Below are 26,118 nucleotides of genomic sequence, written 5' to 3'. Positions count from 1 at the left end.
GGATATTATTTATCCAAAACATTTTGACTTAAAAAGCACTAGCCTTAAAACAAAAGAACCAGTAAAATTGCACGCTTTAAAAATCATCGCAAAACAAGGGCAAGTTCGTCCTAACCTTTTGCCACAAAACGTGTAACAACGAGGCTTTCTAATTTTATGTCAGAACAAATCATTAATGCTGCCTGTGGAGCAGCAGACCAACCGAAAGAAAAAATCAATTTATTAAACCTAAACCGCCAAGAAATGCGTGAGCTTTTTGCGGAAATGGGGGAAAAACCTTTCCGTGCCGATCAGCTAATGAAATGGATTTACCATTTTGGGGAAGATAATTTTGATAATATGAGCAATATCAATAAGGTATTGCGTGAAAAATTGAAACGCATTGCGGAAATTAAAGCACCGGAAGTGGCAGTAGAACAACGCTCGGCAGATGGTACAATCAAATGGGCGATGCAAGTAGGCGATCAGCAAATCGAAACCGTATATATCCCGGAAGATGATCGTGCAACCCTTTGTGTATCTTCACAAGTAGGCTGTGCGTTAGCTTGTACTTTCTGCTCAACGGCACAACAAGGTTTTAACCGAAATTTAAGCGTGTCAGAAATTATCGGGCAAGTGTGGCGAGCTTCTAAAATTATCGGTAACTTTGGCGTAACCGGTGTACGTCCGATTACCAATGTGGTGATGATGGGAATGGGCGAGCCGCTTTTGAATATGAACAATGTGATTCCTGCAATGGAAATTATGTTGGACGATTTTGCCTACGGCTTATCAAAACGCCGTGTAACTCTTTCTACCTCAGGCGTGGTGCCTGCGTTAGATAAAATGCGTGAGCAAATTGATGTGGCATTAGCGATTTCGCTCCACGCTCCAAATGATGAATTGCGTGATGTATTAGTGCCGATTAACAAAAAATATAACATCAAAATGTTGATGGAATCGGTGAATAAATACTTAGATGTATCTAACGCTAACCACGGTAAAGTAACGATTGAATATGTGATGTTAGATCACGTCAATGACAGCACAGACCACGCACATCAACTTGCGGAAGTGTTGAAAAATACCCCGTGTAAAGTGAACTTAATTCCTTGGAACCCGTTCCCGGAAGCTCCTTATGGCAAGAGTTCAAATTCCCGTGTTGATCGCTTCCAAAAAACGCTGATGGAATACGGCTTCACCGTAACAGTGCGTAAAACCCGAGGAGATGACATTGACGCTGCTTGCGGTCAGCTTGCCGGCGATGTGATCGACCGCACCAAACGTACCTTAGAAAAACGCAAGTTTGGACAAGGGATTGATGTGAAAACGCAGTAATCTGAATAGAGAAAAGGCAGGGGTTTCCTGCCTTTTGTTTTCTTATCCTAAATGTGGAACATATTGGAATGAACCACCTAATGCATTTACGTAGCGGACAACCGTTGCGTATTTAGGAGAAACGACGCCTCGTTCTAAGCGACTGATATTTTTTACATTAATCCCTGAAAGCTCGGCAACTTGTGCTTGTGTGAGGTTTTTCTCAAGCCTTGCCTGTTTTAGCATTTGAGCTAATTCTCGCTGTACTCTCAGCTCGTCAAATTCCTCTTTAAAGTGAGGATTTGTCATCGCTTGCTGTAACACTTCATCAAAAGAGATAACTGCTAAATCAAGATCTTTTGTCATTTTCTAATTCCTGTTTTAATTTCTTCATTCGTTCAAAAGCCAGTTCAAGATGCTACTTGGGCGTTTTCTGTGTTTTCTTTTGAAATATATGCACAATATAGGCTCGTTTTCCTTTCATAAAGAAAAAGAAACTGCGTGAAATGCCTTCTCGTGATTTTGCTCTTAACTCTTTAAGTCCGTTATTAAAGGATTTTACTTCAGACTCGGTAAGTGTATTTCCATATAATTTAAGCTCAGTAATGACATCAGCCGTTGCCGCTTGAAGAGAAATTGGTAATGTTAGAAATTCTTTTTGAGCTTGTTTTGTCAGGGAAACTTCAAAAGGTGCTACAGATTGATTATTGGGATCTATCATACTCCACCTTGTAATCATCAGTGGTTAGTTTATGTGAGTTTTGTTTGATGTCAAGTATCGTGCAAAAAAGATAAAAGCTAAGCAATCCCCAATTTCTATTTTTGCGATCTGCGTCGAAAAAATCGCACGAAAAATTTCCCTCTTTATGCAAAAATCTCTAGTCTTATAGGGTATTGAACAGTAAAATTTAGCCTTTTGATGACAGGAGAACGCTATGTTTGCAAAATTTTTCTTAAAAATGACCGCTTGTATTACACTGTTTTTACTAGCGGCTTGTTCTTCTAACCCTCAGTCTTCAGTAGAGCCAGAATTTAACCGTTCGGAAGCAGTAAAAGCTCGCATTAATCTGGCGTTGGCTTATCTGGAGCAAAACGATTTTCCGAAAGCAAAGCAAAACATCGACAAAGCCCTTGCTCACGACAGCAAAGATTACCTACCTTATTCAGTGCTTGCTTACTATTACCAACAAACCGGCGAAGTGGAAAATGCTGAAAAAGCCTACCAACAAGCGCTCAATTTAAGTGAAAATTGCCCTGATGTACTGAATAATTACGGCACTTTTTTGTGTAAACAGGGTCAATTTCAACAGGCGTATCAACAATTTGAACAAGCGGTAAAAAGCCCAAAACCCTATTATCATCAAGCAGATAGCTTAGAAAATATCATTCTGTGTGCGAAAAAAGAGCCAAACCCGCAGAAAGTGAATGAAACATTAACCCAGCTCGAAAAATTAGATAAAGCTCGAGCGAATTTATTGAAGGAAAATCAATGAGTCAATTAAACAGTGAGTTAAATCGTCAAATCAGCCAAATTATCGCCGGTGAATTAAATGTGGGATCACATCAAATTTTAGCGGCAATGACTTTATTAGACGAGGGCAACACCATCCCCTTTATCGCTCGTTATCGTAAAGAGGTAACGGGTGGCTTGGACGACACTCAACTTCGCCATTTTGAAACACGTTTAATCTATTTACGTGAAATGGACGACCGCCGTCAAACCATTCTGAAATCTATTGAAGAACAAGGCAAACTCACCGAGGAATTAAGAGAGAAAATCTTAAATTGCGAAAGCAAAACCGAGTTAGAAGATCTCTATTTACCGTACAAACCAAAACGCCGTACCCGTGGGCAAATTGCGATTGAGGCTGGTTTAGAGCCTTTGGCGGAAACATTATGGAACAATCCAAACCAAGTGCCAGAATTACTTGCTGAACAGTTTATCAACGCTGAAAAAGGCGTTGCCGATACCAAAGCCGCTTTAGACGGGGCAAGATATATTTTAATGGAACGCTTTGCCGAAGATGCGGAATTACTTGCAAAACTTCGCCAATATTTGACCGCTTACGCTACCCTTGAATCGAAAGTGATTGAGGGTAAAGAGGAAGAGGGTGAGAAATTCCGTGATTATTTCGCCCACAGTGAGCCGTTTAAAACCGTGCCTTCCCACCGAGCATTAGCAATGTTCCGAGGGCGTAACGAGGGCATTTTATCCCTTTCGCTAAATGCCGATCCGGAAGCGGAAGAAGGGGCAAAAAGCAGCCATTGTGAAGAGATTATCCGCAGCCACTTAGGTGTGATTTTCAATAATCAACCTGCCGACAAATGGCGTGAGCAAGTGATTGCGTGGACGTGGAAAATCAAAGCGGCTCTGCATTTAGAGACCGAATTAATGAGTACTTTGCGTGAAAAAGCGGAAGATGAGGCAATTGATGTTTTCGCCCGCAACCTTTCCGCCTTATTGATGGCTGCACCGGCAGGGGCAAGAAATACGATGGGCTTAGACCCCGGCTTGCGTACCGGCGTAAAAGTGGCGGTGGTGGATAACACAGGCAAACTGCTTGATACTGCGACCATTTATCCGCACACAGGGCGAGAATCAGAGGCTCAAGTGGCGATTTTCAGCTTGATTAAAAAGCATAATGTTGAGCTGATTGCGATTGGTAACGGCACGGCTTCTCGTGAAACTGAGCGTTTTGCCAAAGAAGTGATCAAAGAAATTAAAGAAAATAAACCACAAACTGTCGTTGTAAGTGAGGCTGGAGCATCGGTCTATTCTGCCTCAGAATTTGCTGCTAATGAATTCCCGAATTTAGATGTCTCGCTGCGTGGTGCGGTGTCGATTGCCCGCCGTTTGCAAGATCCGTTGGCGGAATTGGTAAAAATCGAGCCGAAAGCGATTGGAGTGGGGCAGTATCAGCACGATGTGAATCAATCCCAATTAGCCCGCAAACTGGATGCGGTGGTGGAAGATTGTGTAAATGCCGTTGGGGTGGATTTGAACACCGCATCTGTACCTTTACTCGCTAGAGTAGCTGGAATGACCAAAACCTTGGCGGAAAATATTGTGGCATTCCGTGATGAAAACGGGCGTTTTGCTAGCCGTACTGAGCTGAAAAAAGTCCCTCGTTTAGGACCTAAAGCCTTTGAACAGTGTGCCGGCTTTATGCGAATTTTAGGCGGCAAAAATGCGTTAGATGCCTCTAGTGTTCACCCGGAGGCTTATCCAATCGTTGAGAAAATCCTACAGGCAACCACATCAACGTTAGCAGAATTAATGGGTAACAGCTCGAAAATCCATTCGCTAAATGCGAAAGATTTTGTGGATGAACAGTTCGGCTTGCCAACCGTGAATGATATTTTCAAAGAGCTGGAAAAACCGGGAAGAGACCCACGAGGCGAGTTTAAAACGGCGGTGTTTATGGATGGAGTGGAAGAAATTACCGACTTAAAAGTGGGTATGATCTTAGAAGGCACGGTTACTAACGTGGCAAACTTTGGGGCTTTCGTGGATATCGGTGTTCATCAAGACGGCTTAGTGCATATTTCAATGCTGTCAAACTCTTTTGTCGAAGATCCGCACACGGTAGTTAAAGCCGGTGATGTGGTGAAAGTCAAAGTATTGGAAGTGGATGCTGCCCGTAAGCGTATCGCTCTCTCAATGCGTTTAGACGATAAACCTACCGAGAAAAGTGAAGCTGCAAGCGGTCGAAATTCAGCGGAAATTCGCAAAAATCCGCAAAAAAATGACCGCTTGCAACGTGATAACCGCAACGCATTTGGTAACAATGCCTTTGCCGATGCGTTGAAAGGGTGGAAGAAGTAATCAAAAAAATAAGGATGCGTTTGCATCCTTATTTTTTATCAATCATCCACCAAACTTCCTATTCATATAATCAAAGGCTACGGTTGGTAAAATCCGTCTTAGCCACCAAAATAATTTGGTAGGGAAGGTTACTTGATAACGTGCTTTCGGCTTTTCGGCATTCAGTGCTTTTAAACAGGCTCTAGCACAGGCAGTTGCCGGTAAGGTAAAAGGATTGGCATTGCCTTTGGTGGTTAAACGTTGATATTGGCTCTGGTTGAGGGCTTTGTGATAGGAGTTTTCCACATCAATATATTGTTCTAATTTTGCCACTGAGTTTGGGCGGAAGTTACTTTGAATCGGACCGGGTTGAATCAGCGAAACATAAATATTAGAGCCGTGCAGCTCGCAACGTAAGGTATCAGCAAGTCCTTCTAAGGCAAATTTAGTCGCGTTATAAGCCCCACGATAATGCATTGCGGCAAAACCTAAAATGCTACTGTTGATTAAAATTCTACCGTGATTTTGCTCTCGGAAGATTTTCATTGCGTGATGAATAACTTCCCAAGTCCCAAACACATTGGTTTCAAAAATTTCTTGCAACGCAGCTTTTGGCACATCTTCTACACAGCCAGGCTGACCATAGCCGGCATTGCAAAAAATTGCATCTAATTGACCGCTTGTTTGAATATATTGAAAGGCATTTTGGATATGTTCTGAATGGGTTACATCAAGCAAAAGGCATTCAAACCCTTCTGATTTTAACCGCTCGACATCTTGTTCTTTTCGGCAGCTGGCGATCACTCGCCAGCCTGCATCTCTGAGATGATGTGCAGTCGCATATCCAATGCCGGAAGAGCAACCTGTGATTAAAATTGTTTTCATTTTATCTTATATAGTTTACAAAACCATCTAAACTCTCGCTTTCCGGAGCGAGAGCGATTTTGCCTTCTTCCTCAGGCGAACCGAGCATAATTAAGGCGATCACTTGATCTTGTTCTTGACAGCCAAAAGCAGAGCGAAGAGCTGAGCCATTTACCCATTTATTGGTGATCCAAACTGTATCAAAGCCGAGTGAATTTGCGGCTAGTTGAATGGCATAGCTGCTACAACCGGCAGTTATCATCTGCTCCCAAGTGGGTACTTTTGCAATACTATGATCTAACTTCGCAATTACACCAATAATCATAGGGGCTTGATTAGATAACTTTTCCGCTTTTTTCAAACGTTCTTCGCCCATATCAAATTCTTCAACCGCAGCTTTGAAGAGCTCGCAAAGTTGTGGCATTCCGCTTTTTTCAATCACCACAAAACGATAAGGTTTTAATTTGCCGTGATCAGGCACTCGCAATCCTGCTTTTAAAATTTGTTCAAGTTGTTCGGGAGTTGGGGCTTTATCACCAAATTTTTTATTAGAACGGCGATGATGTAATAGATCTAAGATTTGCATAAACATTACCTTTTATGAATTTCTTTTGGTTTAAGAATAGCATATTTTATTCATTCCGTGATTGCTTTATACTGTGCTGACTGTTTTATTTTTAGGGATTTATGATGTTAAATATGCTAAAAGCGATTTATAAAATGTTTCGCTGTATTAGAGAGTGTGTTATTAACCTCTTTTTTATCTTATTTATTCTATTCTTAGTGCCTGTGGTTGGGTTTATTACTTCTTCGCAAAACACGCAAAAACCTGTTTTTACACAAGGGGCGTTACGTTTAAATTTAGATGGTTATTTGGTGGATAATCGCGAAGAATTTACTGATTTCTACCGCTTGCTTCAATCTGAACTAGGCGGAGCCGAGCCCTTTAAAATTTCAACTTTTGATGTAGTGCAGGCGATTAGCAAAGCGAAAAATGATCCGCAAATTACAGGATTAGTGCTGGATTTGCATAATTTACAAAATGCTGATTTTTCCTCTTTAGATTTTATTGGTAATGAAATTAATAGCTTCAAAGAATCAGGCAAACCGGTTATTGCTATTGGTGAGCAATATTCACAAAAGCAATATTATCTTGCCTCATTCGCCGATGAAATTTATTTAAATAAAGCGGGTTCTGTGGAGCTTCAAGGCTTAAGCTATTCCAATACTTATTTCAAAACCTTGTTAGATAAAATTGAAGCTGAACCACATATTTTCCGTGTAGGTACTTACAAATCAGCAGTTGAGCCTTTTATGCGTGATGATATGTCTGAAGAGGCTAAACAAAATGCTCGAGGTTGGCTCAATGGTACTTGGCAACAAACGGTGGAAATGATCGCTCACAACCGTAAAATTGAACCAACAGAAATTAATTTATCTGCCGAAAACTATATTGAAAAATATAAAGCTGCAAAAGGCGATGATGCTCAGTTCGCCTTAAATCAAAAGTGGGTAACACAGCTAGTGTCTAACCAAGAAAGCAAAGCAAAGTTGATCGAGAAATTTGGTGAAAACAGTGAGGGAGCGTATAACCACATTGAATTTTCAGACTATGAACTTGAGCTAAATGACCGTTTTGCTGATATCAACGCTCCTAAAATTGCCGTTGTGAATGTGGAAGGGGCAATTATAACAGGCGAGAGCGACCAATCAGGTGTGGGTAGTGAAACTATTGTAAAATTACTGCAAGAAGCAAGAGCCGATAAAAACGTAGAAGGTTTGATTTTACGTATTAATAGTCCGGGTGGAAGTGCGATGGCATCAGAGCTTATTCGCCAAGAAGTGGAAGCATTCCAAAAAGAAGGTAAGCCAGTCGTTGCTTCAATGGGGGGAATGGCGGCATCAGGCGGTTATTGGATTGCGGCAACCAGCGATAAAATTATCGCCAGCCCAAATACCATCACCGGCTCAATCGGCATTTTTGGTTTAGCGGTAACTTTTGAAAAAACAGCTAAAAACTTAGGCGTGAGTGAAGATGGTATTGCAACTTCTGCACTTGCTGAGCCAATCGGTTTGAAAAGCCTACCGAAAGAGCAAGGTGAAGTGCTGCAAATCGGCATTGAAAATGGCTATGACCGTTTCTTAGAGCTGGTTTCTCGTGGCAGAAATATGTCAAAAGAGGCGGTAGATAAGGTCGCTCAAGGGCAAGTTTGGCTAGGCTCTGATGCACTAAAACACGGTTTAGTTGATGAGTTAGGCAATTTTAATGTGGCTTTTGTTACCTTATCTGATCTAATTAATCAAAAACGTGAAGCACAGAGCAAAGCAAAGGTTGAGCGATTCGGTTTACAATGGTTTGCCGAACAAGACGACAGCCTATTTGGCACGCTTGCCCGTGATTTCAAAACTCAGCTACAAGTGAGCCTGACTAACTGGCTTAATTTACCTGTGCTGAAGCAATCGCAGAAACAAATAGAAATCCTTTCACGTTTTAATGATCCAAAACAGATGTATCTATACTGTTTAAATTGCGGAAAAGTAAATTAATCAATGCTAACAAGCAGTTCATTTTTCAGAAAATTTTGCCAATTTTTTGTGGAAAATAACCGCTTATAAGCTATACTAAAAATGCTTGTCGGAGTGCCATAGGGCTGAGATCGCAACTGCGAGATCCGTCGAACCTGTAGGTTAGTACCTGCGTAGGGAACAAGTTTTAACATTCAATTTTACCTATTGCCACATCTCTGACAAGCAAACCCTAACTTTAAAAAAGAGGATTTTGCGATGTCTATTTCTAATACCCATCAACCTAAAGTGATTTGGACGGTTGCCGGTTCAGATTCTTGTGCCGGAGCAGGGCTACAAACCGATTTACATACCTTTCACGATTTTAATTTAGTTGGTTGTTCGGTGGTTACGTCTGTTACTGCCCAACATCCACACGGCGTGCTTTGTGTAACACCTGTTGATGATCACACTTTCCGCCGGCAGTTTGAAGCGTTACTCATTCAAGGCTATCCAAATGCAATCAAAATTGGCTTACTTTGTTCACAGGCTCAAGTTGAGATTTTATGTGAATATATCCAAAAAATTCGATTAGAAAGTAAAAACTATTGCTTTGTAGTTTACGATCCTGTTGCGGTAGCAAGTAGCGGACAGGCTCTCTCAGACAGTATTTTATTACCCGTAGTGCAAGAAAAACTCTATCCGTTAGTTGATCTGATTACACCAAATGGAACTGAATTAGCCCTATTGAGCGAGACTGAAATTAATAGGTTTGATGATGTGAAAACTGCTGCTCAAATGCTTATTTCACAAGGTGTGAAGGCAGTTTTAGCCAAAGGCGGACATTTTGAATGGCAGGGCGAAACGGTAAGTGATTATCTGCTTAACTCCCAAGACATTTTTTCCTTTTCCCACCTAAGACTGCAAAGTGTTAATACACACGGTACAGGTTGTACCTATGCTTCTGCGGTGGGTTCAATGTTAGCCAAAGGTTTTGATTTGCCTGATGCCGTAACCGTTGCTACTGCGTATTTACAAAAAGGTTTATCTGAAAAAGAAGGGAGAGGGCAAACTGCACTAAGTTCGTTATGCCACACAGGCTACCCGGAAGATATTGATTTCTTCCCTCAAACCGCACTGGTTTCTGCACCGCTCAATTTGCTGAAAAAACCTTTTGCAGCAACTGATTATCAGCTTGGGCTTTATCCTGTGGTTGAGAGTTTTGAGTGGATTGAGCGTTTAATTTCAGCTGGGGTGAAAACTTTGCAAATTCGGGTGAAAAATCGACCGCTTGCAGAGGTTGAAAATGAAATTGCCCAAAGTGTAGCACTTGCCAAGCAGCATAATGTGCGTTTATTTGTGAATGATTACTGGCAGTTAGCGGTGAAATACCAAGCCTACGGTGTGCATTTGGGGCAGGAAGATTTAGCTACTGCCGATTTGCAGGCGATTCAGCAAGCAGGCTTGCGTTTAGGCGTTTCCACTCACGGCTATTTTGAAATTATGCGAGCCTTAGCAATTCAACCTTCTTATATTGCATTTGGACACGTTTTCCCAACGCAGACAAAGGAAATGCCATCGCAGCCACAGGGACTGATTAATTTAGCGAAATATGTCGATCTGGTTGCACCACTTCAAATTCCAACGGTAGCAATTGGCGGAATTAATGAAGACAGAATTGAAAATGTGATGAGCACCGGTGTAGGCAGTGCTGCAGTGGTGAGTGCCATTACGCAGGCTACAGATTGGCAACAAGCGGTTAAAAATCTGGAAAAATTTGCAAGTGGCTGGAACGAATAGTTAAAGTATAGTTAGGCGGACGCAAGTTCCGCCTAATTTGTTTCAGTTAAATCTCCGCCAATTCCAAATCTTTAGTTTCGTGAACCTGCCACAATGCCCAAAAGCTTAACAATGAGGCGACAGATAAATAACCTCCAACCCCAAATAAGCCGAAGTTTTCGTTAATTTTAACCGCAATAATGGTAAATACACTCGCCCCTAAAATACCTGCTGCGGTGTAGGCAAGGGAGGCTCCTGTGTATCGTACTTCTGTTGGAAAAAGTTCGGGTAGAATGACTGCCATTGGTCCAAAACTTAAGCCTATTAAGATCATTCCGATGGTTAAGAAAATAAAGATTGAGGTTGGTGTGCCATTTTCTAGAAAAAACGGCATTATTAAGCCGTAAATTACGGTTGCCCCTGTGGCGATGAGTAGTAATAAACGGCGACCGATGCGGTCGGAATATAAGCCTGAGAAGAAAATGGCGATCCCGAAAATCACGGATGTGATCAGCAAATATTGGGTGTAGAGATTTGCCGGCAAGCCTAAACCTGTGGCGTAACCTGCTTTAGACACCGCAACAGGGCTTTTTATGAAAATCGGGGTAAAGGCAACTAAAATGTAGAATAGCACATAGCCTGCGGTGGCAATTAATACGCCGATCATAAATGGCTTGAAATGCTTGCTAAAGAGTGTTTTAAGTGGCGTGTGGCGGTTTTTTCCTTGTTGTTCTGCCTTGAGGAAAATTGGGCTTTCGCTAATTTTTATGCGGATATATAAGCCGATAAAAATCATCACAATAGAGGCAACAAACGGAATTCGCCACGCCCAATCCAGAAAAGCTTGTTCGCCATAAATGAGATTAACTAAGTAGAATGCCCCATTGGCTAATAGCAAGCCGATAGGAGCTCCCATTTGCGGAAAAATACCAAAAAATGCCCGCTTGTTTTTGGGGGCGTGTTCGGTGGCGACTAATGCAGCTCCGCCCCATTCTCCCCCTAAGCCCAAACCTTGCCCGATACGGCATAAGCAGAGCAGTACCGTTGCCCAAATACCAATAGCGGCATAGTTTGGCAGTAAACCAATCGCTACTGTGGATAAGCCCATCAATAAAAGCGAGGCAATAAGGGTTTGTTTACGTCCATATTTATCGCCGAAATGCCCGAAAATGATCGACCCCATCGGGCGAGTGAAAAAGGCAAGGGCAAGAACGGAAAGCGACATTAATTGATTGGAAACAGGGTCATCACTATTGAAAAACTGCACGTTAAATACCAGTACTGCAGCCATTGTGTAGATATAGTTATCAAAGTATTCAATTGCCGTGCCAACCATTGAGGCAACGGCAACTTTTGTCGGACTCGATTGTAGGCTAGACATATTCCACCTCCGCATATTGCTCAACCGTTTCCGGTATTAAAGCCCCTAATTCATCTAAAAGATTGACTGCAAATTGCCCGTATTGGGTTGGTTTGAGGGATTTTGCTGCAACTTCGCCGGCAACCGCATAAGCGGTACAAGCCTCAACCAGTGCGTTGAAATAGCGTTTTTTCTCAGCAACGGCTAAAAATGCACCGCACACGGCACTTAATAAACAGCCTGAAGCGGTAATTTGTGGGAACATTGGGCTGCCGTTTTTAAGTAACGCAGTGCGTAAGCCATCGCTTACTACATCGGTTTCGCCACTAATGGCAACTAAGGTTTTATAGCGTTTAGCAACTTGTTGAGCGATTTCCACAAGGCTATGTGAGCCTTCGCCGGCATCAACGCCTTTAGCCTGCCATTTTACGCCTGCGAGGGTGGCAAGTTCTCCTGCATTGCCTCGAATGGCGGTGAATTGGATTTCGTTAAGCAAGATTTCAACTGTTTGGCGGCGAAAAGAGGTTGCTCCAACGCCGACAGGGTCAAGAATTACAGGAATGCCTAAACGGTTTGCCGTTTTACCGGCAAGCACCATTGCTTCCACTTCTTTGCCGATTAATGTGCCGATATTAATTACCACTGCCGAGCTTAATTGAGGCACGGCTTCCATCTCCTCAATGGCAGCCGCCATAATGGGCGAAGCCCCGAGAGCTAATAAACCATTGGCGGAAAAGTTAGCGGCAACAATGTTGGTAATATTATGAACAAGCGGTCGATTTTGCCGGATTTTTTGCAAATAGATTGATTGAAATTGGGTAGATGTGGTCATCGTTTATTCCTCATTGTATTGAAAAAACAATGCACCAACACGAACGGGAATAGATCGGTTTTAAGCCTTTAGTTTCCTACGTCAGTGCTAACTGCATCAGGTTCAACGGGTATTTCTCAGCTTGCTTTATTTGAGTAAACAAGCACCCCGACTAAATGAGAGCTCAATATAAAACTTTAGAAAAGGGTTGTAAAGTACCTTAAACGTTAAGCCGCTTCTCGATGATAAAACCGCAAACTATGCTCTTTTTGGCGGGCAGAACTAAAGGCAGAAACCCGTTTTAAATAGCCGATAACTCGTGTGCCGTAGTCAATATTTTGCGAGCCGCATTTGGAGCAACGATGCAAAGTGCGTTTGTCGATATGGCTACATTCGTTGCAAATCGTGATTTTGACGTTAATGCAGAAATAGTTGCAGCCTGTTTTTGCGGCAGTGTCTAATAGTGAACGGTAGCCGTTGGCGGTTAAGGCTTCATCGAGGTTTAAATGCAAGGCTGAACCACCATCTAGCCATTCAATGAGCTCTTTGCCGTGCAGTAAGAATTTATCAAGAGCGTTAGTTTCTTCATCTTCTACCACATAGAAATAGGAGTTGTAGCAATCACGAGGCACGAAATAGCCGTCTGCTTTATCCCATTTCGCATTTTTTACCCCTAAATTTTCGGCAGGCACAAATTCGGTGTTGAACTTCACACCATATTGTTGGCTGGCAGCTTGGTTTGCCTCAAAAATCGTTTTTAAGCGAGATTGCACAAATTCAATATATTCAGGGTTGTAACCTACTTTCAAGCCTTGCGATTCAGCCGCTTCAGCCATACCGTTAATGCCGATAGTGAGGAATTGTTTATCTAACGAAATAAATCCTGCATCATAAACAGGCAGCATTCCGTTGGCTAAATATTCCTCCATCAATTTTCGGTAAGCATATTGATATTTATGGATCTTGCTGACTTCTGAACTCAAATCACGCTTATCTTGCACTAAACGGTTCATATTAATCGTAATCACATTTATCGAACCTGTTGCTACACCGCCAGCACCGAGTGAGTAAGAGAAGGTGTGATCACTGATTTCATTGCGTAAACGGCAGCAAGAAGCGAGGGAATCAGGGTTATCCGACTGATAAATAAAAAAGGAATTACCTTGTGCCAGCTCATTTGCCATTTGGTTGGCAAATTCGTCATCTTTGCATTTACCTTGTTCAGTTAGCATTGCGGCAGTTACTACAGGGAACGTAAGAATGGCTTTGCTACGTTCTTTGTTAAACCACTGCATAAAGAAAAGTTGCAATTTAGCGGTGGTTTCCCAGCAGGGTTTTTCAAAATCAGGGAATACAAAGTTACCGAACATTGCCTCAAAATAGAATTTATCGTAAACCGAAATATTCCAAAATACGCTTTGATAGCCTCGTGCGGCGGCAGGTTGGTTAATGCTGTAGACCACTTGTTGGAGGTGGTTTTCAATGTCGGAACGATGGGTTTTCAGGTAGTTATCGCCATAATCTTTACGGGCGAAGTAGTCAAAGTAGGTTAAAAACTCAACTGTAGCGACTGCCCCTGCAAATTGTGAACTCACAGCAAAGACAAAATTGACAAAAGAGCCACAAAAAGAAGCCAGATGTTTTGGTGCTTTGGATTCGCCCCCCAGTTTGGTTAAGCCATCACGCAAAAACGGATACATTGTAACCGATACACAATAAGGTTTGAGGCTGGTTTCATCGTGAACGTAAATTTCGTGTGCTTCAATTTGGCGTAAGTATTCGCAAGCGGTTTCTTTATCAAAAAGTTTTGCAATTTTTTCGCTGATTTTTGCTCGATTAATTTGCACAAAAAAATCTTTCATCAGCTCGTTTTCCATTGTGGCAATATTTTTTTGTGTTACGTTGGCGTTAGCGTCCATTTTTGAGCCATCAGCCGCATTTTGGGCTTGAATGTAGTGGTCAATAAAAGCTAATTTTTCTGAAATTTGTTTCGCTTCTAAGCGAATCATAGCATTGCTCCTTTGATAAATAAGTGGTTTAGATTTTCATTATTGCGTAAATCAATAAAACGTTGGTTAGTGGTCAGGCTGTTTAATCCGCCTTGCTCGGCAATCCAACGACCTGTTTTTAAGTAAGTTAATTCAGTCAGTAAACAAGGAGGAATTTCGTGCCGCTCTAAGCCTGTGTAGAGGCAAGTTTGTAGCTTTTGTTGCTTACAACGTTTTAATAAAGAGAGTAATTTTTCCGTTTGCCATTCACCCCCCATAAATAGCACGCAACTAATTAAACCTTGATAGCGTTTTAGGCGTTCATTGAGATAATCAAGCGTTAGCTCTTTTCCCTCGTAGGCTTTCCAACTCTCTACACTATGGCAGCCTTTACAGCCAAGCGGACAGCCTGTAATGAGAAAAGCCAGTGAAGTTTCATTCGGCACTTCTTGCCAAACAATTTGTTCTGAACTGAATCTGAGGTTTTCCATTTTTATTATTAACACAATATATTGTGTTTTTTAACATTATTTAACACTATATATAGTATGTTAGATCTGTTGGGTTTAAAAAGTAAAGAGCAAAAAATAAGAAAAATAGGTTGAAATTTGAAGATGTGAATAAAATCAAAAAGATAGAGAATTGTAAATTTTTGGCGAAAAAAAGACCGTGTAGAAAACACACGGTCTTGAAAAGTTTGACTAATTGATCTCTATAACATCAAACAGTTTTTCTAATTGATGGGTTAAAAGTGAAATCTGGCGTTGGCTTACTAAAGTCAATTCTAATTCAAATGTTGCATTATTTGCTTCAACCTTCAAACTTTTTACTTCAAAACCACGATGACGGATCACTCTTAAAATACGCTCTAAAGTTTCCGGGCGTTTGTTGGCTTTTAAGGTTAATTGATATTCTTGCATTTTTCCTCCTACACATCATCGTCCAGCATATCCGCATTACAAGCACCTGGTGGTACGAGAGGCCAGACGTTATCTTCTTGTGGAATGCAAACGTGGAGTAAATACGCCCCTTTGGCATTTAACAAGCGGTCAATTCCGTCCGAAACTTCGCAAGCCTTTTCAATGCGTTCGCCCTCAATATCAAAGGCTTTAGCAAGCATTACGAAATCCGGGTTGTCGTCTAAAATTGTTTGGCTGTGGCGACCGTGGAAGAATAGAGATTGCCATTGGCGAACCATTCCTAAACGTTGGTTATCCAGCAACAAAATTTTTACCGGCAGCTTACCACGCTTGATGGTGCCAAGTTCTTGAATGTTCATTAAAATTGAGCCATCGCCTGTAATAACAATGACTTGATCTTCAGGACGAGCAACTTGAGCTCCGATTGCAGCAGGCAAGCCAAAGCCCATTGAGCCGAAGCCTGCTGAGGTAATGTAGTTTTTCGGATCGGTATAAGTTAAATGTTGTGCCGACCACATTTGGTGCTGACCAACATCGGTTGTTACGACACTGTTTTTCGCTTTACGCTCAGAAAGCGTGTTTAATAATGCCACTGCATTAATATCGCCCTCGCCAGCATTATCTTGATATTGGAAGTCAAATTGCTGTTTTAAATTACGTACATCTTCACGCCAAGCATCAATGTCTAACGGTTGAGCTAAATAATTAATTGCTTCTATGAGGCTGCCTTGTAGGGCAATTTGAGCTTGTCGTAGCTTGTTAATTTCAGCATTATCAATATCAATATGAATGATTTTTGCGTGAGGAGCAAAAGTGTCTAATTTACCGGTTACACGATCGTCAAAACGAGCACCGCAGGCTATGAGTAAATCGCACTCTTGTACGGCATAGTTAGCGGCTTTTGTACCGTGCATACCAATCATACCCATATAAAGCGGATCGGTTGGTTCGATAGTGCCTAATCCTTTTAGTGTGGAAACAGAAGGAATATTTGCAATTTTTACAAAATTTCTGACCGCTTGTACGCCGTCAGCCATTCCTACGCCTCCGCCAACATAAAGTACAGGGCGTTTAGCTTCTGATAATAGTTTTTTGGCTTCAGCTAGTTTCTCTGCATTTTGTGTAGGGGCTTTCTCTTTCGTATAAACAATGGGGTGAGCATTAATAGGAGCTAATTGAACATCTCGCGGAATATCAACTAATACAGGACCCGGTCTACCACTTTGAGCAATTTGGAACGCAAGGGCTAAAATCTCAGGTAGTTCTTCAATACTTTGAACGATAAAACTGTGCTTAGTACAGCCGAGCGACAACCCGAGAACGTCTGCTTCTTGGAAGGCATCTGTACCGATCAAATGGCTTGCAACCTGCCCTGTAATAGCAACGATAGGAATAGAATCTAGTGCCGCATCACCTAATCCGGTAATTAAATTCGTCGCTCCCGGTCCTGAAGTAGCAATGCAAACGCCCACTTTTCCTGTTGAACGAGCGTAACCAATTGCTGCCATTGCAGCACCTTGCTCATTTCGGCAGAGAAGATGCTCTAAGCCCGAATCATATATGGCATCATAGGTTGGCATTATTGCTCCGCCCGGATAACCAAAAAGATGAGTTACACCGTGAGCTTTTAGGCTCTCAGTAATAAATCTTGCACCATTCATTGTGTTGTGTCCTTTGCATTTTTTATTATTTGTTAAAAATGTTATAGATACCACAAATTCTCTATTTTTTAAACTTTAATTTTGACTAAAGTAAGAATTGATTTTATCTATTATTTAAGCAAATAAAAGTCGTTTTTATTTAGGCGGTAAAAGGCTTTACCCCTTAAGGGGTATTTTGCGGAATTTTCTTGATTTAATTCAAAAAATCTTCACTTTGCGATAGTAGAGTTGATTTAAATTTCATATTCTCCTTAATGAATTATTAGAATTTTCTTATTAATGTAATAGGAAAAATTCTTATTTATATTTAATGATTTTTTACCTGAGTGGGAGAACCAAAATGAAATTATTCACGAAAAGCCTAATGGTGGCTGCAATTTCAATATTGGGGTGTTTACAACCGGCATTAGCTGAAGAAGCCAAAAAAGAATCTTTAACAGATAAAGCCGTTAAACATGAAAAATTAGGCGTAACGGTTGAGTCTGCAAACCATCTTTTTGCAGAGAAGTACCCGCTCCAATACAATTCTTGGAAAGCAACTTCTCAATCAACCGATCGTGGTAGTGCGTTAGAGTACGATCCTCGTTTTGTGATTTTATGGGCAGGTTATGCATTCTCTAAAGACTATAACAAACCACGCGGGCACTATTATGCGGTTACCGATGTGCGTGATATTTTGCGTACCGGAGCACCTAAAGATGAAAACGACGGTCCACAGCCTTCAGCTTGCTGGGCGTGTAAAGGTCCGGATGTTCCTCGTTTGATTGAAGAAAAAGGCGAGCGTGGTTACTTTGACCCTAAATGGGCAAAATATGGTTCAGAAGTTGTGAACTCAATTGGTTGTGCAGACTGCCACGATACTGCTTCAGAAGAGTTTAAAGAAGGCAAAGCGGCACTTCGTGTTGCTCGCCCTCACGTTTTACGTGCTTTAAATACCATCGGTTGGAAATTTGAAGAGTTAGACAAACACGGTCAGCGTCCAGCTGTTTGTGCAAACTGCCACGTTGAGTACTATTTCAAAAATAAAACAGATGTAACCTTCCCTTGGAAAAACGGTATTGATGTAGATAGCATCGAAAAATACTATGATGAAATCAAATTTGCCGACTGGACACACGCTTTATCTAAAGCTCCAATGTTAAAAACTCAGCATCCTGATTTTGAAGTTTGGGCACAAGGTACTCACGGTAAAAATGGCGTAACCTGTGCAGATTGCCATATGCCAAAAGTGAAAGATAAAGATGGTAAAGTTTATACTGAACACAAAATTGGTAATCCATTCGATAATTTTGAAGCAAGTTGTAAAACTTGCCACGAGCAAAGTAAAGAAACATTACAAAAACGTGTAGCACAATATAAACACGATATCAGAGATGCAATGATTCGCTTAGAAGATCAATTAGTGAAAGCTCACTTTGAAGCGAAAGCAGCTTGGGATGCCGGTGCAACAGAAGAAGAGATGAAAAACATCTTAACAGCTATCCGCCACGCTCAATGGCGTTGGGACTACTCAGCAGCAGGGCACGGTAACCACTTCCACGCACCAGATGTAATGTTACGCACTATTGCAACAGGTCTTGAGCGTGCAGCAGATGCTCGTGCAGAGTTAGGTGTTGTATTAGCGAAACATAATGTAAGCACACCGGTTGCAATTCCTGATATTTCAACTAAAGAAAAAGCACAAAAAGTTATTGGCTTAGACATTCCTAAAGAAAAAGCGGCGAAAGATGAGTTCTTAAAAACAGTTGTTCCACAGTGGGAAAAAGAAGCTCGTGCTAAAGGCTTATTGCCGGCAGAAGATGCACCAAAAGCAGATGCAAAATAATGTAGCTTGAGGTGAACTATGAAAAACTTAATGTCAAAAACAGGGCGAGCGATCGCCCTAGTACAAGCGGTCATATTTGCAGGTTTTTTTACAATCTCCAGTGCGAATGCGGTGATGCCTGAACGTCCAAAACCACTTTGGCAATCAGAACAGCCACAAACGCAAGATAGCCAAGTTGTAACTGATGCAAGACGTGATCCAAACAAATATTGTACACAGTGCCACGAATCAGCGAATGCAACAGGTAAGCCTTTCCATCACGCAGGAAAACATTTCCAAAAAGATGTGAAAAGTCCAAATACAGGCGAGCAACTTACCTGTGTGAGTTGCCACGGGAATATCTCTGAAAGCCATCGTAAAGGGGTGAAAGACGTAATGCGTTTTAACCCTCATGGTAAAGCAAGTAATGCAGATCTTGAGCGTTCTATTAATGAGCAAAATCAAGTTTGTGTAGCTTGCCATACACCAGAGAAATTGCGTGAAAAATTCTGGGCTCACGACACACACGCAACAAAAATTACTTGTACGAACTGTCATGAGATTCACCCGGAAAAAGATCCGATGAAAGACATTCCTGAAAAAGATCGTATTAAACTTTGTACAGATTGTCATACTAAAATTCATTCAGGAGAATTTAAAAATCCTGAAATGAAAGCCACAGAAGCAAAAGGAATAAAATAATGACTTGCACCCGTAGAGATTTCGTCTCAGGGGCAGGTGCTATAGCTGTCGTAGCAAGCACTGGGCTTGCTACCTCAGTAACTCTTGCTACTGAGAAAGAACAAAAGAAAATTCGTTATGCGATGGTACACGATGAAACTTCTTGTATCGGCTGTACTGCGTGTATGGACGCTTGCCGTACTACAAACAAAGTGCCGGAAGGTGTTTCTCGATTAGAAATTATCCGTAGCGAGCCGTTTGGCGAATTCCCAAATGTACAGTATGAGTTTTTCCGTCAATCTTGCCAACATTGTACTAACGCACCTTGCGTAAGTGTTTGCCCGACAGGTGCATCCTTTGTTGATCCGGAAACGGGAATTGTGGATGTTCACTCAGATTTATGTGTGGGGTGTCAATATTGTATTGCGGTGTGTCCATACCGTGTACGTTTCATTCACCCAGAGAAAAAATCCGCAGATAAATGTAACTTCTGCCGTGATACAAACTTGGCTGAAGGCAAACAACCGGCTTGTGTTGAGGCTTGCCCGACCAAAGCATTAACCTTCGGTGATATGAACGATCCAACTAGCGATATTTTCCACAAAGTGAAAAACAACTCTGTTTATCGTACGAAAACATCGCTCGGTACAGAGCCGAACTTGTATCACATTCCATTTGGTAAAGGAGAACATAGATAATGAATGAATATGTACCTTTCCAAACCCCAAACCTTGTTTGGGACGGCACCATCGCTATCTATTTATTCCTACTTGGTATTTCATCAGGTGCGGTACAGTTAGCGATTGCTTACCGTAATAGCGGTGTAAAAATCGAAAAACCAAGCCAAAACTGGATTATTCGCAGTGCGGCAATTCTTGGTACACTACCAACTATCATTGGTTTGTTGCTACTTATTTTCCACTTGACCAAGCCTTGGACATTCTGGAAATTAATGTTCAACTACAACTTTTCATCGGTAATGTCGATGGGGGTGATGTTATTCCAACTTTATATGGCAGTTCTCGTTGTTTGGATTGCAATTATGTTTAAAGATTGGATTGCTCGTTATCTACCAATGTTTTCGGGCTTGATCGATTTTGCCGAAGCAAAACTGTTAAAACCAATTGAATTTATCTTATTCGTGTTAGCGGCGGTATTAGGGGCTTACACAGGTTTCCTACTATCAGCCTTAGTCAGCTATCCGATGTTAAACAACCCTGTGTTACCGGCACTATTCTTAGCATCCGGTGCATCTTCTGGTATTGCGGCAACATTCCTGATGGTATTACTTGCCGGTAAATTATCGGGCGAGAGCCACGAAGTCCACTTTATGCACAAATTTGAAGTGCCGATTATGGTAACTGAATTAGGTTTAATTGTGGCATTCTTTGTGGGCTTACACTTCGGTGGGGCAGATAAATCACTTGCTTTAACAAATGCACTTTCAGGCTTCTGGGGTAGCGTATTCTGGATCGGCGTAATGTTAATTGGTATCGCTATTCCATTAACGGCAAATATTTTTGGTAGCCACCGCTTGAAACATAATGTGAAATTTATTATTTTAATTTCCATTTTCGACTTAATCGGTGTACTCTGCTTACGTTACTTTATCCTTTATGCAGGGCAACTTACGATTGCAAGCTAAGCGATAAGCTAAAACATTATTTAAGCAATAGGGTGGGGGCTAATATAGCCCCCCTCTTTGCTAAAGATGGGAACTTAATTAAATATCTATTTTCGTCCTATTTTACCTTCACAAGCGGTCATTTTTTGGATTTATTATGCTACCTGAACTGGGCTATTTTTCACTTTTATTGGCTGCAATTTCAGCGGTTTTTCAAATTGGTTTTTCACTTTGGGGAGAGCTACGCAAGCAATATCATTGGCTGGCGTTATCGCCTTTGTTTACTTATTTGCAAGCTGCTTTCACCACAATTTCCTTTTCCGCTTTAGTCTATGCTTTTTTGACAGATGACTTTTCTGTTATCTATGTCGCAGCCCATTCCAATAGCCAACTTCCTGATTTCTTTAAATTTGCTGCTACTTGGGGTGGACACGAAGGTTCAATGCTGTTTTGGCTCACTGCTCTTGTGCTTTGGTCTGCAGTATTTTGCAAATTTTCCCAAAAAATTGACCGCTTATTTGCTAATCGAACCCTAGTAATGCTAGGGCTGATCTCACTCGGTTTCCTACTTTTCATCTTGTTAGTTTCTAGCCCATTCGAGCGAGGTTTTCCACCTCCACCGGAAGGGCGAGATCTCAATCCAATGTTGCAAGATATTGGTTTAATCTTCCACCCTCCGTTACTTTACTTAGGCTATGTAGGCTTTGCGGTTAGCTTTGCGATGATTGTCGCTGCCTTAATTTCCGGTGGAATGGATGCGGCAGTAATGCGTTGGCTCCGCCCGTGGACGATGATCTCGTGGGGTTTCCTTACTGCAGGCATCATTTTAGGAGCTTGGTGGGCGTATTATGAACTCGGCTGGGGCGGCTGGTGGTTCTGGGATCCTGTTGAAAATGCCTCATTAATGCCTTGGTTATTAGGCACAGCATTAGTGCACAGTTTGATTGTGAGCCAACAACGAGGCGTGTTCTACTACTGGACAATTTTACTTGCCATCTTCGCTTTCGCTCTAAGTTTATTAGGCACATTTATTGTTCGCTCCGGGGTTTTAACATCTGTTCACGCTTTTGCGGTTGATCCTGACAGAGGAATGGCAATTCTTATCCTCTTTTTTAGCCTCAGTTTCGTTGCTTTAGCTCTTTTCGCCTTTAGAGCTAATTTATGGCAAGGCAAAGTTCGTTTTGATTTGCTCTCGAAAGAAACAGCATTCCTACTGATTAACGGCTTATTTAGTGTAGCGGCTTGTGTCGTATTGTTAGGTACATTTTATCCGATGATCTTTACCATAATGAATTGGGGATCGATCTCGGTTGGTGCTCCGTATTTCAATAGTGTTTTTGCTCCGCTTAGTTTACTGCTAATGGTAGTGATGGGATTTGCAGTAGTGCTACGCTGGAAACAGATCCCAACTAAACAGATTTTAGTAAAATTATGGTTATTCCCTGTGGCAGTAGGCTTGGCTCTCGGCATAATTTACACCTCTATTTCACAAAGACCGCATTTTGATTTCGTGCTACTGCCAATTGTGTTCATCAGTTTCGCGGTATGGATTATTTTAACCCATATCCCTTATTTGCCATTTATGTTCAAAATAAAACCGCTTGCAATGCGATTAGCCCACATCGGCTTTGCGATCTGCGTGATTGGAGCGATGATGAACAGCTATTATGGCGATGAAATCGGCGTACGTTTAAAACCAAATGAACAGGCGGAATTAGCGGGTTTTACCTTCAAATATCAAGATTATCACGATTTAATTGGTCCAAATTACACCTCAGAACAAGCCGTATTTTCAATTAGTAAAGATGAGAAAGTGCTTGCAACAGTAACGCCGGAAAGACGTTATTACGATGTGCGTACGATGACGATGGCAGAGGTCGGGCTTTATCACCACTATTTAGACGATATTTACATTGTTATGGGCGATAAATTCGGTAATTTAGAATACGCTTTCCGCCTGCATTACAAGCCTTATGTGCAAGCCCTTTGGCTGGGTGGTATTATTATGATTATTGCCTCCATTTTGGCATTATTCGGCTATCGTAGAGAACATAAAAAATGAAAAAAGCATTGTTACTTATTCCTATTTTGATACTTGTAATGATTGTGGGCTTTCTTGCCGTGCCGTTAATGAATAAAGATACACTTTCACCAACCGAAGATTGGCAGGGTAAGCCTTTCCCTGAATTTGTAGGCAAAAACTTACTTGATGGCAATGCTCATTTAAATAACAACAGCTTGCCTCAAGAGCCTTATATTCTCAACGTTTGGGCAAGCTGGTGTACTTGGTGTATTAAAGAATTTCCTATTTTATTAGAACTCAAACAGCAAGGCGTGCCGATTGTTGGTTTAACTTATGGCGACCGCCCAAATGATGCTCTTAAAGCATTACAAAATTGGGGAAATCCGTTTAGCTTGATTATTGATGATTATGAAAAAGGCTTTTTAATTCAAACGCTTAAAGTTTCATCAGCCCCATCGAGCTATTTAATTGATAGACACGGCGTGGTACGTTATCAACAAAAAGGCTACAACCCGGATTTCTCCCAAGATTTTATGCCAAGATTAGAGGCTCTTAGGAAGGAAAAATAGTGAATGATAACTAACCTATTTTCACTTTTGCAAAAAATTGCCAAAATTTTACCGCTTGTATTTACGATGAGTATTGGCATTAATACCGCCCAAGCGGATATGGTAGATACTTTTCAATTCAAAAACGAATCAGACCGAGTAAGGGCGATTTCACTTGCTCGCTCTTTACGTTGCCTACAGTGCCAAAACCAAAATTTGGTGGAATCAAACGCAACTGCCGCCTATAACTTGCGGATTGAAGTGTACGAAATGGTAAATGAAGGCAAAAGTAATGAGGAAATTATCCGCATTATGACTGAACGTTTCGGCAATTTTGTGAATTACCAGCCACCGCTTACACCACAAACGTGGGTGCTCTGGGGCTTACCGGTTGGATTGTTCGGCTTATTGTTTATTGCGATTTTATGGCGAACTCGAAAAAATAGAACCAAATAAGAGTAAATTCAATGGAAACCCGTGATCAATTAAGCAGAGAAAATTATCAACAGGCGGTCAAATTTGCTCAACATTTTGCAGATGATGTGAAGCAAGAATATGAGCGTGAGGCAGAGCAGCGTTACCAATTTGAGAAGGCTCAATTTGAAAAAAATGAGTTGCAAAATAACGTTAAAAATCGACCGCTTGCTAAAATGGCAATGCTTTCACTTATCGCAATTTTATTGTTAGGAACTGCTTACTATGCCTTCTCAGGGCGTTATCAAGTTGTACAAGAAGGCTTGAAAGTCCACAAAGATTTTCAGCAACAAGTAAGCGAGCAGCACGGCACATCAAAAAATGAACGCTACATTATCAGTCTACAAAATCAGCTAAGAGAAAATCCCAATAGTGGAGACCTGTGGTATGAATTAGGGCAGGCTTATGTGTTAAGCAATGACTTCGACTCCGCCTTAGTTTGCTACGACAATGCTCAAAAACTACTTGGTAAAAAAGCCGCTATTTTAGGGGCAATTGCCACTGCCCGTTATTACGATAACGGACAGAAAATGACCGTAGAAATTAATGCAATTATTGATGAAGCCTTGAGTTTAGATAAAAATGAAAGTGCTAGTTTATTACTGCGGGCTTCGGATGGCTTTCTAAATAATGACTACCAACAAGCACTTGATTACTGGCGGAAAGTGCTAGATAGCAACAATGATGCGATTAACCGCCGAGCGATTATTCAAAGTATGGAAATGGCAAGGCAGATGTTGGAAGGGCAACAGGAGAAATAAGTGTAAGTGGTATTGTTTCTAGGGTATGTTGCAAACTACGAGCGAAAAACACCGCTCAAATGTTCATTTAAACGGTGTTGGATTTTGCCAATTTAACCCATCAACTCATGAATCAATTCTTTCACACTTTTGATTTTGTGGATTTGTGAAATGCCATTGCCCACCGACACATAGCCATTGTCAAAATCGCCTTCCAGCATACCCAGACGCATTCCTGTGCCAGCGTTCATCACCTTGGTGATGTCAGCACGGGTTGCCCCGTTTTCGCTCATTTCAAAGCATTTTCTCGCCAGTTCGGTTGGCAAAGAGCGGTAATAATACGGCTCGGTGCGGAACAATAACAAATCATTAGCTGTTGAATTGACAATCCATTCTTTGACTTTTTGATGGCTTCGGCATTCAGTTGTGGCGATAAATGCCGTACCAATCCATACGCCCTCCGCCCCCAAAGTTAAGGCAGCCTGAACCGCTTTTCTATCAGCAATACCACCAGCCAGCATAATCGGCAAATCCACTTTACCGACAAATTCCGCCAAAACGCTAAAACTGCCCACTTCTTTCATTGGCAATGTGCCGCCTTCATCAAAGCCCGTCAGCACCAAAATATCCGCCCCTAATTCTTGGGCTTTGAGTGCGTCCGCCAAATTGGGATTGGGCAAACGGCAGATGATTTTAATGCCAGCGTTTTTAAGTTTGGCGTAAATCTCGGGGTCAAGCCAGCCATTGTCCAGCACCACAGGCACGCCTTCTTCAATCAACAAATCCACCATTAAAGGAATCAGCGAAAAATCGTACGACAACATAAATGGCACGCCAAAAGACTTATCGGTCAAGGCTTTGACCTTGCGGATTTCGTTACGCATACGCTCTAAAACTTCCTCGTTGGAAGTAGGGTTGGTCGTTTGCCCTGCGTGTGGGGCTAAAAAGCCCAGTCCGCCTGCGTCCGCCACGCTCGCCACCAGATGAGCGTCCGTCAGCCACGACATTGGGGCTTGGACAATGGGGTGTTTGATGTTTAGGATTTGGCTAATGCGGTTCATAAAATTTTCTCTTTAAAATAAATGAAATGGGGGTATTATAAAATTTTAGAATTGGCAATGGAATGGCGATTTTTGGAAAGTTGGTTTTTAGAAATGGAAAGATAGGTTTTCAGGCAGCCTGAAAATGATTTTTCAAAATTCCAATAAAAAACACCGCTTACATTCCTGCAAACG

At 41.6% G+C, this 26,118-nt stretch carries 24 protein-coding genes and 2 riboswitches; of the genes, 13 read left to right on the top strand and 11 right to left on the bottom strand.

Annotation, left to right across the window (positions count from 1 at the left end):
• Positions 1-156: 156 nt before the first annotated feature.
• Positions 157-1,317 (top strand): dual-specificity RNA methyltransferase RlmN, encoded by a 1,161-nt coding sequence (rlmN, locus tag V6W77_RS07995; RefSeq protein WP_334254333.1) that lies wholly within the window; start codon positions 157-159, stop codon positions 1,315-1,317.
• A gap of 42 nt (positions 1,318-1,359) precedes the next feature.
• Here the strand turns inward: rlmN and V6W77_RS07990 are convergent, their stop codons facing one another.
• Positions 1,360-1,662 carry a helix-turn-helix domain-containing protein gene (locus V6W77_RS07990; RefSeq protein WP_334254332.1) on the bottom strand — a complete coding sequence of 101 codons (303 nt, stop codon included), beginning with the start codon at positions 1,660-1,662 and terminating at the stop codon, positions 1,360-1,362.
• A gap of 52 nt (positions 1,663-1,714) precedes the next feature.
• Positions 1,715-2,017, bottom strand: a complete 303-nt coding sequence (locus tag V6W77_RS07985; RefSeq protein WP_334254331.1) for a type II toxin-antitoxin system RelE/ParE family toxin — start codon at positions 2,015-2,017, stop codon at positions 1,715-1,717.
• 214 nt (positions 2,018-2,231) lie between these two features.
• On the opposite strand from V6W77_RS07985, the gene pilW reads away from it, so the two are divergent.
• Together pilW and V6W77_RS07975 are read left to right on the top strand one after the other, a co-directional pair.
• Entirely contained in the window at positions 2,232-2,789 is a 558-nt protein-coding gene (gene pilW / locus V6W77_RS07980; protein WP_334254330.1) for a type IV pilus biogenesis/stability protein PilW, read from the top strand.
• Entirely contained in the window at positions 2,786-5,122 is a 2,337-nt protein-coding gene (locus tag V6W77_RS07975) for a Tex family protein (protein WP_334254329.1), read from the top strand. The genes pilW and V6W77_RS07975 overlap by 4 nt, the downstream gene beginning before the upstream one ends.
• Before the next feature lie 42 nt (positions 5,123-5,164).
• Here V6W77_RS07975 and V6W77_RS07970 read toward each other — a convergent pair whose 3' ends face one another.
• The gene (locus tag V6W77_RS07970) at positions 5,165-5,986 is read right to left on the bottom strand and encodes an SDR family NAD(P)-dependent oxidoreductase (RefSeq protein WP_334254328.1); all 822 of its coding nucleotides are present in this window, start codon (positions 5,984-5,986) and stop codon (positions 5,165-5,167) included.
• A 1-nt stretch (position 5,987) separates the two neighbouring features.
• Complete coding sequence (locus V6W77_RS07965) at positions 5,988-6,551, bottom strand: nitroreductase family protein (protein WP_283386957.1); 564 nt, start codon at positions 6,549-6,551, stop codon at positions 5,988-5,990.
• Positions 6,552-6,655: 104 nt separating this feature from the next.
• On the opposite strand from V6W77_RS07965, the gene sppA reads away from it, so the two are divergent.
• Together sppA and thiE are read left to right on the top strand one after the other, a co-directional pair.
• A complete protein-coding gene (gene sppA, locus V6W77_RS07960; RefSeq protein ID WP_334254357.1) occupies positions 6,656-8,512 on the top strand; it encodes a signal peptide peptidase SppA in 1,857 nt (618 codons plus the stop codon).
• Between the two features lie 79 nt (positions 8,513-8,591).
• A riboswitch (TPP riboswitch) is annotated at positions 8,592-8,688 on the top strand.
• A 61-nt stretch (positions 8,689-8,749) separates the two neighbouring features.
• Positions 8,750-10,270 (top strand): thiamine phosphate synthase, encoded by a 1,521-nt coding sequence (gene thiE, locus V6W77_RS07955; RefSeq protein WP_334254327.1) that lies wholly within the window; start codon positions 8,750-8,752, stop codon positions 10,268-10,270.
• Between the two features lie 46 nt (positions 10,271-10,316).
• On the opposite strand, the gene V6W77_RS07950 is transcribed toward thiE, so the two are convergent.
• From V6W77_RS07950 to ilvG, 6 genes are all read right to left on the bottom strand, one after another.
• A complete protein-coding gene (locus tag V6W77_RS07950) occupies positions 10,317-11,630 on the bottom strand; it encodes an MFS transporter (protein WP_334254326.1) in 1,314 nt (437 codons plus the stop codon).
• Positions 11,623-12,441: a hydroxyethylthiazole kinase gene (gene thiM, locus V6W77_RS07945; RefSeq protein ID WP_334254325.1), complete on the bottom strand. Its 819-nt coding sequence runs from the start codon at positions 12,439-12,441 to the stop codon at positions 11,623-11,625. Before thiM ends, V6W77_RS07950 begins: the two co-directional genes overlap by 8 nt.
• 56 nt (positions 12,442-12,497) lie before the next feature.
• A riboswitch (TPP riboswitch) is annotated at positions 12,498-12,601 on the bottom strand.
• 46 nt (positions 12,602-12,647) lie between these two features.
• Positions 12,648-14,429 carry an anaerobic ribonucleoside-triphosphate reductase gene (nrdD, locus tag V6W77_RS07940; protein WP_334254324.1) on the bottom strand — a complete coding sequence of 594 codons (1,782 nt, stop codon included), beginning with the start codon at positions 14,427-14,429 and terminating at the stop codon, positions 12,648-12,650.
• Positions 14,426-14,899 carry an anaerobic ribonucleoside-triphosphate reductase activating protein gene (nrdG, locus tag V6W77_RS07935; RefSeq protein ID WP_334254323.1) on the bottom strand — a complete coding sequence of 158 codons (474 nt, stop codon included), beginning with the start codon at positions 14,897-14,899 and terminating at the stop codon, positions 14,426-14,428. The genes nrdD and nrdG overlap by 4 nt, the downstream gene beginning before the upstream one ends.
• A 210-nt stretch (positions 14,900-15,109) precedes the next feature.
• Positions 15,110-15,328, bottom strand: coding sequence for an acetolactate synthase 2 small subunit (ilvM, locus tag V6W77_RS07930; protein ID WP_025235409.1), 219 nt, complete (start codon positions 15,326-15,328; stop codon positions 15,110-15,112).
• An 8-nt stretch (positions 15,329-15,336) separates the two neighbouring features.
• Entirely contained in the window at positions 15,337-16,989 is a 1,653-nt protein-coding gene (ilvG, locus tag V6W77_RS07925) for an acetolactate synthase 2 catalytic subunit (RefSeq protein ID WP_334254322.1), read from the bottom strand.
• Between the two features lie 340 nt (positions 16,990-17,329).
• On the opposite strand from ilvG, the gene nrfA reads away from it, so the two are divergent.
• From nrfA to V6W77_RS07885, 8 genes are all read left to right on the top strand, one after another.
• Complete coding sequence (gene nrfA, locus V6W77_RS07920; protein WP_334254321.1) at positions 17,330-18,814, top strand: ammonia-forming nitrite reductase cytochrome c552 subunit; 1,485 nt, start codon at positions 17,330-17,332, stop codon at positions 18,812-18,814.
• 18 nt (positions 18,815-18,832) lie between these two features.
• Entirely contained in the window at positions 18,833-19,495 is a 663-nt protein-coding gene (nrfB, locus tag V6W77_RS07915; protein WP_334231918.1) for a cytochrome c nitrite reductase pentaheme subunit, read from the top strand.
• Positions 19,495-20,172: a cytochrome c nitrite reductase Fe-S protein gene (gene nrfC / locus V6W77_RS07910; protein WP_334254320.1), complete on the top strand. Its 678-nt coding sequence runs from the start codon at positions 19,495-19,497 to the stop codon at positions 20,170-20,172. The genes nrfB and nrfC overlap by 1 nt, the downstream gene beginning before the upstream one ends.
• Positions 20,172-21,119, top strand: a complete 948-nt coding sequence (nrfD, locus tag V6W77_RS07905; RefSeq protein ID WP_334254319.1) for a cytochrome c nitrite reductase subunit NrfD — start codon at positions 20,172-20,174, stop codon at positions 21,117-21,119. Before nrfC ends, nrfD begins: the two co-directional genes overlap by 1 nt.
• A gap of 136 nt (positions 21,120-21,255) precedes the next feature.
• Entirely contained in the window at positions 21,256-23,160 is a 1,905-nt protein-coding gene (gene nrfE / locus V6W77_RS07900) for a heme lyase NrfEFG subunit NrfE (protein ID WP_334254318.1), read from the top strand.
• The gene (locus V6W77_RS07895; protein ID WP_334254317.1) at positions 23,157-23,690 is read left to right on the top strand and encodes a redoxin family protein; all 534 of its coding nucleotides are present in this window, start codon (positions 23,157-23,159) and stop codon (positions 23,688-23,690) included. Before nrfE ends, V6W77_RS07895 begins: the two co-directional genes overlap by 4 nt.
• Before the next feature lie 3 nt (positions 23,691-23,693).
• Positions 23,694-24,125 (top strand): heme lyase NrfEFG subunit NrfF, encoded by a 432-nt coding sequence (gene nrfF / locus V6W77_RS07890; RefSeq protein ID WP_334254316.1) that lies wholly within the window; start codon positions 23,694-23,696, stop codon positions 24,123-24,125.
• Between the two features lie 11 nt (positions 24,126-24,136).
• Positions 24,137-24,904, top strand: coding sequence for a TPR domain-containing protein (locus tag V6W77_RS07885; RefSeq protein ID WP_334254315.1), 768 nt, complete (start codon positions 24,137-24,139; stop codon positions 24,902-24,904).
• A 92-nt stretch (positions 24,905-24,996) separates the two neighbouring features.
• Here V6W77_RS07885 and V6W77_RS07880 read toward each other — a convergent pair whose 3' ends face one another.
• On the bottom strand, positions 24,997-25,944 hold the full coding sequence (locus tag V6W77_RS07880) for an NAD(P)H-dependent flavin oxidoreductase (RefSeq protein ID WP_334254314.1): 948 nt from the start codon (positions 25,942-25,944) through the stop codon (positions 24,997-24,999).
• Positions 25,945-26,118: the final 174 nt, after the last annotated feature.

Source organism: Mannheimia indoligenes, from assembly GCF_036880405.1.
Lineage (GTDB): Bacteria > Pseudomonadota > Gammaproteobacteria > Enterobacterales > Pasteurellaceae > Mannheimia > Mannheimia indoligenes.
The sequence above is the reverse complement of the archived record's forward strand: the minus strand, read 5'-3'. Positions and strand labels throughout refer to the sequence as shown.